Here is a 9910-nt window from a genome sequence, read left to right on the forward strand (position 1 = left end):
GCTCGGGCCAGTTGAGCTCCACGTCGTAGTGGTCGGGGTGCAGCACGCCCCGCGCCGTACGGGTCTTCTCCCAGGCGGGGAGCGGGCCGTGACGCTCGGCGAGGTCGGCGGAGGCCTCGTACGCGGCGAGCATGATGCGCTCGGCGATCCGGGTCGACAGGGCCCGCGCGGGGGCCGAGTCGAAGGGCAGCTTGAGCTGGAAGAAGACGTCCTGCAGGCCCATGGCGCCCAGGCCCACCGGCCGCCAGCGGGCGTTGGACCGGCCGGCCTGCTCGGTCGGGTAGAAGTTGATGTCGACGACCCGGTCGAGGAAGGTGACGGCGGTGCGGACGGTCGCGTCGAGCCGCTCCCAGTCGAGGTCGCCGGTGGCCGTGTCCACGAAGGCGCCCAGGTTGACCGAGCCCAGGTTGCAGACGGCGGTCTCGCCGTCGTCCGTGACCTCCAGGATCTCGGTGCACAGGTTGGAGGAGTGGACGGTGTGGCCCGGCTCGGCGGTCTGGTTGGCCGTACGGTTCGAGGCGTCCTTGAAGGTCATCCAGCCGTTGCCGGTCTGCGCCAGCGTCCGCATCATCCGGCCGTACAGGTCGCGGGCCGGCAGCGTCCGGCGGGCCAGGCCCGCGGCCTCCGCCTTGCGGTACGCGGCGTCGAACTCCTCGCCCCACAGGTCCACCAGCTCGGGCACGTCGGCGGGGGAGAACAGCGACCACTCGCCGTCGGCGTTCACCCGGCGCATGAACTCGTCCGGGATCCAGTGCGCCAGGTTGAGGTTGTGCGTCCGGCGGGCGTCCTCGCCCGTGTTGTCGCGGAGCTCCAGGAACTCCTCGATGTCCGCGTGCCAGGTCTCCAGGTAGACGGCGGCGGCGCCCTTGCGGCGGCCGCCCTGGTTGACCGCGGCGACGGAGGCGTCGAGCGTCTTCAGGAAGGGGACGATGCCGTTGGAGTGGCCGTTGGTGCCGCGGATCAGCGAACCGCGGGCACGGATCCGGGAGTAGGAGAGGCCGATGCCGCCCGCGTGCTTGGAGAGGCGCGCGACCTGGTGGTAGCGGTCGTAGATGGAGTCCAGTTCGTCCTGCGGGGAGTCGAGCAGGTAGCAGGAGGACATCTGCGGGTGGCGGGTGCCGGAGTTGAACAGGGTGGGGGAGGAGGGCAGGTAGTCGAGCCGGCTCATCAGCCCGTACAGCGCCGCCACCTCGTCCACGGCCCGGGTGCTGTCGTCCTCGGCGAGGCCGGAGGCGACGCGGAGCATGAAGTGCTGCGGGGTCTCGATCACCTTGCGGGTGATCGGGTGGCGCAGCAGATAGCGGGAGTAGAGGGTGCGCAGGCCGAAGTAACCGAAGCGGTCGTCGGCCGCCGGGTCGACGAGGGCGTCCAGGCGCGCGGCGTGCAGGGCGGCGAAGGCGGCGGTGCGGTCCGCGATCAGGCCTTCGCGGTGACCGACCGCGACGGAGGACGAGAAGGAGACGGCGCCCTGGGAGGCGGCCTCGTCCGCGATCGTGACGGTGAGCAGACGGGCGGCGAGCCGGGAGTACGCGGGGTCCTCGGCGATCAGGCCGGCGGCGGCCTCGGTGGCCAGCTCGCGCAGCTCCGCCTCGTCGGAGGCGGCGCTCCGGCCGCGCAGCGCGGCGGCGGCGACCTTGCCGGGGTCGGTGTCGGGGAGGTCGGCGGTCAGCTCGGTCAGGGTCCGCAGCAGTACGGTCCCGGGTCCGTCGCTCTCGTTACCGTCGCTCTCGATCGCGGTGGCCGGATCGGCGGGCGCGATGGTCACGTGGGGCTCTCCCTCGCTCGGCTCGGGGCCACGGGGAGGGAAGGCGGGCAGGCGGGCGGCCGTGGGCACACGGGCGCTCCGCGTCCACCGGCCCACTCCACGAGGCCCGGACGTCTGTGGCACCCGGAACGGAAGGACCGGGCGCACCGTCGGCAGGTCCTCGGACTCACCTCGTACGAACAGGTACAAGACACACCGTTGCGGGACAGTTCCGGATTCGCGCCGGATTCCCCTGCGTCGACAGCGAGCATGAGCATACATGTGGGGGGCACCGCTCGCGGCACCCCCCACATGTTGTGTCCCCGTGTCAGTGCGTCTCGGCGCCGACCTTCGGGAGTTCGGTCTGGACACCGGGGTCGCCGGCGTCGGCCGTGTAGTCCGACGGGGAGGTCTCGTCGACGCCGTCGGGGGCCTTGACCGCCCGCAGGACGAGGGTCAGGACGACCGTGACGAGGACGTTGAGGACGAAGGCGGTGAGGCCGATGTAACCGATCTCGCCGATGCCCGGGATCTCGGCGGAGGAGCCGCCGAAGTGCTTCTGGGTCGGGCTGGCCACGCCGTACGCGGCGGCCGTGCCGTACACCATGCCGACGGCCCAGCCGCCGACCAGCGCCCAGCGGTGGAACCAGCGGGTGAAGAGACCGCCGACCAGGGCCGGGAAGGTCTGGAGGATCCAGATGCCGCCCAGGAGCTGGAAGTTGATCGCGACCGTCTTGTCCATGGTGAGGACGAAGGCGAGCGCGCCGACCTTCACCAGGAGCGACACCAGCTTGGAGACCTTGGTCTCCTGGGCCGGGGTGGCGTCCGGCTTGATGAAGTCCTTGTAGATGTTGCGGGTGAAGAGGTTGGCCGCGGCGATCGACATGATCGCGGCCGGGACGAGCGCGCCGATGCCGATCGCGGCGAAGGCGATGCCCGCGAACCAGTCCGGGAACATGTTCTCGAACAGCTGCGGGATGGCGAGCTGGCCGTTCTTGACCTGGATACCGGCGGCGATGGCCATGAAGCCGAGGACTGCGAGCAGGCCGAGCATCAGCGAGTACAGCGGCAGGATCGTGGTGTTGCGGCGGATCACCTCACGGCTGCGCGAGGACAGCGTCGCCGTGATGGAGTGCGGGTACATGAACAGCGCGAGCGCGGAGCCGAGCGCCAGCGTCGCGTACGTCCACTGGCTGGCGTCGCCCGGCACCAGCGCGCCGCGCGGCTTGCCCGTGGCCTCGTTGGTCTGCCCGAACGCCTCGCCCGCCTTGGCGAAGATCTCGTCGAAGCCACCCAGCTTGATCGGGATGTAGATGATCGCCACCGCGATGACGATGTAGATCAGGGTGTCCTTGACGAAGGCGATGAGCGCCGGGGCGCGCAGACCCGAGGAGTAGGTGTACGCGGCCAGCACGCCGAAGGCGATCAGCAGCGGCAGGTCCTTGATGAACCAGTGCGTGTTCTCGCCGCCGCCGACGCCCATCACGTCCAGGACGGCCTGGATGCCGACCAGCTGGAGCGCGATGTACGGCATGGTGGCGAGGAGACCGGTCAGGGCGACCGCCAGCGACAGGCCCTTGGAGCCGAAGCGGCCCCGGACGAAGTCGGAGGTGGTCACGTACCCGTGCTTGTGCGAGACCGACCAGAGGCGCGGCAGGAAGGTGAAGATCAGCGGGTAGACCAGGATCGTGTACGGCACGGCGAAGAAGCCGGCCGCGCCCGCCGCGTAGACGGCCGCCGGGACGGCGACGAAGGTGTACGCGGTGTACAGGTCGCCGCCGAGCAGGAACCAGGTGACCCAGGTGCCGAACGAGCGGCCGCCCAGCCCCCATTCGTCGAGGCTCTGCTCGTTCTCCGCCCTGCGCCAGCGGGAGGCGAGGAAGCCCATGACCGTGACGGCCAGGAAGAAGAAGATGAAGACGGCGAGCGCGACGCCGTTCACGCCGTCCTTCATCGCGCGTCACCCCCCTGCCGGGTGCGGCGGCCACGCTGGTCGTGCTGCCACAGCTTGTACGCGACCATGGTGAGCGCGGTCGAGATCAGCACCCAGAGCATCTGGTACCAGTAGAAGAACGGGACGCCCGCGAGGGTGGGCTCGACCTTCGCGTAGGAGCTCACCCACAGCATCGCGACGAACGGGGCGAACAGGCAGATCCCGATGACCACGCGGAGCGGCGTGATGAGGGGTTGTTTCCCTTGTGTGGTTCTCTGAGCCGTTTCTGGCATGGCGAATTCCCGTCCCCTCGCTGATCACCTCGTAATGCCGAGGAAATCTAGGGGACGGGTCCGCTGTATGGAACCCCTGTCCGGATAACGGATGGGAGAGTGTCAGAGCGCCTTCTGGGCGGACACCCGGGAGGGGGTTTTCCGCCGGGGAGGGAAAGGGCGGTGGTCTGGACCGGTGGCGGTACCGGTTTCAGTCGGTGGGGCGCTTGAGACGCGCCACGAACTTGTACCGGTCGCCGCGGTAGACCGAGCGCACCCACTCCACCGGCTCGCCCTGCGCGTCCCGCGAGTGGCGGGACAGCATCAGCATCGGCAGGCCCACGTCCGTACCGAGCAGGCCGGCCTCGCGCGGGGTGGCGAGGGAGGTCTCGATGGTCTCCTCGGCCTCGGCGAGGTGGACGTCGTAGACCTCGGCCAGGGCCGTGTAGAGCGAGGTGTACTTCACCAGGGAGCGGCGCAGCGCGGGGAAGCGCTTGGCCGAGAGGTGGGTGGTCTCGATGGCCATCGGCTCGCCGCTCGCCAGGCGCAGCCGCTCGATCCGCAGCACCCGGCCGCCGGCGGTGATGTCGAGCAGGCCGGCGAGGGTGTCGTCGGCGGTGACGTAGCCGATGTCCAGGAGCTGGGAGGTGGGCTCCAGGCCCTGGGCCTTCATGTCCTCGGTGTAAGAGGTGAGTTGGAGGGCCTGGGAGACCTTGGGCTTGGCGACGAAGGTGCCCTTGCCCTGGATGCGCTCCAGGCGCCCTTCGACCACCAGCTCCTGGAGGGCCTGGCGCACGGTGGTGCGCGAGGTGTCGAACTCGGCGGCCAGCGTGCGCTCCGGGGGGACCGGGGTGCCGGGCGGGAGGGTCTCCGTCATGTCGAGGAGATGGCGCTTGAGCCGGTAGTACTTGGGCACGCGCGCGGTGCGGGTGACCGCCCCGGTCTCTGTCTCGGTGCTGCCCGCCTCCGTGGCCATGGCCTGCCTTCCCGACTCCTGTGCTGCTGCCGTCACCGGCTCCTCCGTCTGTCGCGGCTCACATGGTGGCACGGTTCACCCGCCACCACGGTTTCTCCTGCCGACACATGCCGGTACGGCCGGAGGAGTCGTGCCCTGCCTTCTTATACACCGAGGAACGGCCTGTTGGTCTAGGCCATTGCGAGCCCAGCCGTCCCCGCATGCGCATTCTCCCCTCCGGCCCGTCCGGGTGGCGGGTGAGGAGGGCGAGATGTCGGTCCGATAACGGACGCCGGTACCCCTCCTGCGCACTCTTGACACCCCAAAAGGTCTAGGCCAAGCTCCGGGTACTGGTCTAAACCATTAATGACCAGGTCCCGGCCCCACAGCATTACTCGACGTATGTCTTCGCGCGGTGGGCAGGGGGGTTGCAGGCATCCCTGAGGAGGGTGGCGTGAAGCGCAAGCTCATCGTGGCGATCGGTGTCGCGGGCATGATGGCCGGTATCGCGGCGTGCGGTGGCTCGGAGTCCGGCGACAAGGCCGGCGGCGAGGCCAAGGAGCTCACCGTCTGGCTGACGGTCGACGCCCAGAACAACTGGCCGGAGCTGGTCAAGGCCGCCGACGACGCGGTCGCCAAGAAGCACCCGGGCATCAAGATCAAGCACGAGTACTACGGCTGGCCGGACAAGAACACCAAGCTGGACGCGGTGCTCGCCACCGACAAGGCTCCGGATGTTGTCGAAATGGGCAACACCGAGATGATCAGCTACATGGCCAAGGGTGCCTTCGCCGAGGTCGACCCGTCGAAGTTCGCGAACTCCGACAAGTGGCTCGACGCCCTCAAGGACTCCGTCACCTACAACGGCAAGACCTACGGCGTCCCCTACTACGCCGGTGGCCGCGTGGGCACCTGGCGCAAGGACATCGCCGCCGAGGCCGGTGTCAAGGCCGCCCCCAAGACCTGGGCCGAGCTGACCGCCGCCCTCGACGCCATCCAGAAGAAGAAGGGCGACAAGTTCAGCGCCTGGTACCAGCCGTCGCCGGACTGGTACGCCGCGATGTCCTTCGTCTACGACGCCGGCGGCTCCATCGCCAAGCAGGACGGCGAGACCTGGAAGGCGAACCTCTCCTCGCCGGAGTCCGTCAAGGGCCTCACCGAGTACAAGAACATCCTCGACAAGTACATGCACGGCGACAAGACGAAGGACGAGTCCGACCGTCCCGTCGTCTTCGGCCAGGGCAAGTCCGCCACCATCTTCGCCGCCGGCTGGGAGGGCGCCACCGCCGCCGACCCCAAGTCCGACAAGGTCGGCGGGCTGAAGGACAAGCTCGAGAACTTCGTGATGCCCGGCCCGAACGGCAAGAACCTCCCGGTCTTCCTCGGCGGCTCCGACCTGGCCATCCCGGTCAAGTCCAAGGCGCAGGGCGTCGCCGCCGAGTGGATCGCCGCCTTCACCGGCGCGGAGGGCCAGAAGGGCCTCGTCGCCAAGGGCAACCTGCCCAACAACAAGGCCGACCTCGCCCCGCTCAAGAGCGACCCGGCCACCGCCGTCCCGGCCACCGCGGCCGAGTCGAGCTGGTTCGTTCCGACCGCCCCCGGCTGGGGCCAGGTCGAGAAGGCCCAGACCCTCAAGACGATGCTCATCGACATCGCCAAGGGCAAGCCGGTGGACCAGGCCGCCAAGGAGGCGGACGCCGCGATCGACAAGGTCATCAACACCAAGTGACCTTCGGGCAGGGCCCCGTCCGACGGCGGGGCCCTGCCGCCCGTATCACGAGAGGGACCGCTGAGGAGCACGGGATGAGTGCCGCAGACACAACCACCGCGAAGGTGCCGCCGGCGCGGCAATCGCCACCCCCCGGCCCCGCGGCCGGTACCCCGGGCAAGCCCGGCAAGAAGTCGAACGGCGGAGCCGGCATCCCATGGCTGCTGCTCGCGCCCTGCCTGACCGTCCTGCTCCTGGTGCTCGGCTACCCGCTCGTGCGGCTCGTCACCCTCTCCTTCCAGAAGTTCGGGCAGCCCCAGCTGTGGGGCTTCCAGGAAGCGGAGTCGGCCGGGCTCGACAACTTCACCAAGATCCTCGGTGACGCGGAGTTCTGGGCCGTCGTCCTGCGCACGGTCCTCTTCGCGGCCGGCGCGGTCGTCGTCACGATGGTCCTCGGCATGCTGATCGCCCTGCTTCTCCAGCGGGTCTCCGGCTGGGTCAAGGCGCTCATCAACATCGTGCTCGTGGCCAGCTGGGGCATGCCCATCATCGTCGCCACCGCCATCTTCAAGTGGCTGTTCGACGCGGACTACGGCGTCCTCAACTGGCTCCTGAGCAAGCTCCCCGGCGTCGACATGATCGGCCACAACTGGTTCGCCAGCGGCCCCCAGGGCCTCGCCGTCATCATGCTCCTCGTCGTCTGGGGCGCCGTCCCCTTCGTCGTCATCACCCTCAGCGCCGGCCTCACCCAGGTGCCGAAGGAACTCGAAGAGGCGGCCCGGCTCGACGGCGCCGGCGCCTGGGGCGTCTTCCGCTTCGTCACCCTGCCCGTCCTCAAGCCGATCATCGTGATGCTGACGACCCTCTCGGTGATCTGGGACATGGGCGTCTTCCCGCAGGTCTACGTGATGCGCAACGGCCACCCCGAGCCGGAGTTCCAGCTCCTCACCACGTACTCCTTCGACCGGGCGTTCGTCGTGAACGACTACGGCACCGGCTCCGCGATCGCGCTCGTCACGGTCGTCCTGCTCCTCGGCGTCGTCGCCGTCTACATGCGCCAGATGCTCAAGATCGGAGATGTGGAGTGAGCGCCGCCAACACCTCCGCGGGCACCGCCGTCAAGGCCCCCGCCGCCCCCGGTCCGGCCTCCGCGCAGGCCCCGGCACCGGCCCCGGTCCGGGCCGCCCGGCGCCCCGGCCGGTCCAAGCTCGGCTGGAACCTGCTCGGCCTGCTCGTCGTCCTCACCGCCGGCTTCCCGGTCTACTGGATGGTCAACACGGCCTTCAAGCCGGCCAAGGACGCCATCGACCCCGACCCGCACTTCTTCCCCTCGGCCTTCACGCTCGAGAACTTCGAGCGCGCCCTCGACATCGCGGACTTCTGGGGACCGGTCCTCCGCAGCCTCGTCGTCTCGCTCGTCGTGGTCGTCATCGGCATCGCGGTCGGCCTGCTCGCCGCCCTCGCGATCTCCCGCTTCGCCTTCCGCGGCCGCAAGATCGTGATCGTCGGCATTCTCGCGGTGCAGATGGTCCCGCTGGTCGCCATGATCATCCCGGTCTTCCTGCTCCTCAACGACCTGGGCCAGTACGACAAGCTCAGCGGCCTGATCATCACCTACCTGACCTTCATCCTCCCCTTCACGGTGTGGACCCTGCGCGGCTTCATCGTGAACATCCCGAAGGAGCTGGAGGAGGCCGCCCAGGTCGACGGCTGCACCCGCACCGGAGCGTTCATCCGGGTCGTCTTCCCGCTGCTCGCCCCCGGCATGGTCGCCACCTCGGTCTACGGCTTCATCCAGGCCTGGAACGAGTACCTGTACGCCCTGATGCTGATGAGCCAGCAGAACCAGACGGCCACCGTGTGGCTCGGCAACTTCATCACCAAGAACGGCACCGAGTACGCCCCCATGATGGCCGGCTCGACCATGATGGCCGTGCCCATCGTGATCCTCTTCCTCCTTGTCCAGCGCAAGATGGCCGCGGGCCTCACGGCCGGTGCGGTGAAGGGATAACGGCGCCCCATGACCACTCTCGTAACCGGCACCGACACGCTGACGCGGGACGCCCTCACGGTGCTCCAGCCGGGCTTCGTCGGCACCACCGCCCCCGACTGGCTCCTCCGCCGCATCGGCGAGGGACTCTCCTCCGTGGGCCTCTTCGGACGGAACATCGTCGACCCCGAACAGCTCGCCGCGCTCACCGCGCGCCTGCGGGCCGAACGGGACGACGTCCTCGTCGCCATCGACGAGGAGGGCGGTGACGTCACCCGCCTGGAGGTCAACCAGGGGTCCTCCTTCCCCGGGAACTACGCCCTCGGCAGCGTCGACGACGTCGAGCTGACCCGGGCCGTCGCCCGGGAACTCGGCCGTCGGCTCGCCGCCTGCGGTGTCGACCTCAACTGGGCCCCCTCGGCGGACGTGAACTCCAACGCCGCCAACCCGGTCATCGGCGTCCGCTCCTTCGGCGCCGACCCCGACCTGGTCGCCCGCCACACCGTGGCCTACGTCGACGGTCTCCAGGGCGTCGGTGTCGCCGCCTGCACCAAGCACTTCCCCGGGCACGGCGACACGAGCGTGGACTCGCACCACGCCCTGCCCCGGATCGATGTGGACCTCGCCACACTGCACACCCGTGAGCTGGTACCTTTCCGCGCCGCCATCGCCGCCGGTACCAAAGCGGTCATGAGCGCGCATATCCTGCTCTCCGCGCTCGACCCCGAGCGGCCGGCCACCCTGAGCCCGCAGATCCTCACCGGTCTGCTCCGCCAGGAACTGGGCTTCGAGGGGCTCATCGTCACCGACGGCATGGAGATGCGGGCCGTCGCGGCGACGTACGGCATCGAGCGCGGCTCCGTCCTCGCGATCGCCGCGGGCGCCGACGCCATCTGCGTCGGCGGCGGGCTGGCCGACGAGGACACCGTACTGCGGCTTCGGGACGCCCTCGTCGACGCCGTACGGACCGGTGAACTGCCCGAGGAGCGGCTGGCGGACGCCGCGGCGCGCGTGCGCGCCCTGGCGTCCTGGACCCAGGCGCACCGGGCCAGGGGGGCTGCATCGGTGCCGGGCGCGGCGTCACAGGAGGGGACCGCGCCCGGCGCCGACATCGGACTCGTCGCCGCCCGCCGGGCCCTGACGGTGACCCGGGGGGAGCGGCCGTACACGCCGATGACCACCGCTCCCTACGTGGCCGCCTTCACCCCCGTCGCCAACTTCGCCGTGGGCGACGAGACCCCGTGGGGCATCGCCGCCGAGCTGGAGCGCCTGCTTCCCGGCACGGAGACCGGCTCGTACGCCGACGGC

Annotated in this window: 8 protein-coding genes and 1 riboswitch; of the genes, 4 read left to right on the plus strand and 4 right to left on the minus strand. The window is 69.7% G+C overall.

Annotation, left to right across the window (positions count from 1 at the left end; all coding sequences use genetic code 11):
* From RIF68_RS15450 to RIF68_RS15465, 4 genes are all read right to left on the minus strand, one after another.
* On the minus strand, window positions 1-1765 hold a 1765-nt coding region (locus RIF68_RS15450; RefSeq protein ID WP_309051822.1), incomplete at its 3' end, for a ribonucleoside-diphosphate reductase subunit alpha.
* A gap of 133 nt (window positions 1766-1898) precedes the next feature.
* A riboswitch (cobalamin riboswitch) is annotated at window positions 1899-2029 on the minus strand.
* Window positions 2030-2072: 43 nt separating this feature from the next.
* Complete coding sequence (gene mctP, locus RIF68_RS15455) at window positions 2073-3698, minus strand: monocarboxylate uptake permease MctP (protein WP_309051823.1); 1626 nt, start codon at window positions 3696-3698, stop codon at window positions 2073-2075.
* Window positions 3695-3970, minus strand: a complete 276-nt coding sequence (locus tag RIF68_RS15460; protein ID WP_309051824.1) for a DUF3311 domain-containing protein — start codon at window positions 3968-3970, stop codon at window positions 3695-3697. The genes mctP and RIF68_RS15460 overlap by 4 nt, the downstream gene beginning before the upstream one ends.
* 190 nt (window positions 3971-4160) lie before the next feature.
* Window positions 4161-4925 carry a GntR family transcriptional regulator gene (locus tag RIF68_RS15465; RefSeq protein WP_309051828.1) on the minus strand — a complete coding sequence of 255 codons (765 nt, stop codon included), beginning with the start codon at window positions 4923-4925 and terminating at the stop codon, window positions 4161-4163.
* A gap of 433 nt (window positions 4926-5358) precedes the next feature.
* Between RIF68_RS15465 and RIF68_RS15470 the strand changes: the two genes are divergently transcribed.
* The 4 genes from RIF68_RS15470 to RIF68_RS15485 form a co-directional block, all read left to right on the plus strand.
* Window positions 5359-6633, plus strand: coding sequence for an extracellular solute-binding protein (locus tag RIF68_RS15470; RefSeq protein WP_309051825.1), 1275 nt, complete (start codon window positions 5359-5361; stop codon window positions 6631-6633).
* A gap of 74 nt (window positions 6634-6707) precedes the next feature.
* A complete protein-coding gene (locus RIF68_RS15475) occupies window positions 6708-7700 on the plus strand; it encodes a sugar ABC transporter permease (protein ID WP_309051826.1) in 993 nt (330 codons plus the stop codon).
* A gap of 131 nt (window positions 7701-7831) precedes the next feature.
* The gene (locus tag RIF68_RS15480) at window positions 7832-8623 is read left to right on the plus strand and encodes a carbohydrate ABC transporter permease (RefSeq protein ID WP_309051829.1); all 792 of its coding nucleotides are present in this window, start codon (window positions 7832-7834) and stop codon (window positions 8621-8623) included.
* 9 nt (window positions 8624-8632) lie between these two features.
* The coding region (locus RIF68_RS15485) for a glycoside hydrolase family 3 protein (RefSeq protein ID WP_309051827.1) at window positions 8633-9910 on the plus strand (1278 nt) is incomplete at its 3' end.

This window comes from Streptomyces sp. (assembly GCF_031178505.1).
In the GTDB taxonomy this organism is placed as follows: domain Bacteria; phylum Actinomycetota; class Actinomycetes; order Streptomycetales; family Streptomycetaceae; genus Streptomyces; species Streptomyces gulbargensis.

Bases quoted from the DNA above. Each gene is read 5' to 3' on its own strand.
- mctP (WP_309051823.1), bottom strand. From the start codon at position 3,698: ATGAAGGACGGCGTGAACGGCGTCGCGCTCGCCGTCTTCATCTTCTTC.
- RIF68_RS15460 (WP_309051824.1), bottom strand. From the start codon at position 3,970: ATGCCAGAAACGGCTCAGAGAACCACACAAGGGAAACAACCCCTCATC.
- RIF68_RS15465 (WP_309051828.1), bottom strand. From the start codon at position 4,925: ATGGCCACGGAGGCGGGCAGCACCGAGACAGAGACCGGGGCGGTCACC.
- RIF68_RS15475 (WP_309051826.1), top strand. From the start codon at position 6,708: ATGAGTGCCGCAGACACAACCACCGCGAAGGTGCCGCCGGCGCGGCAA.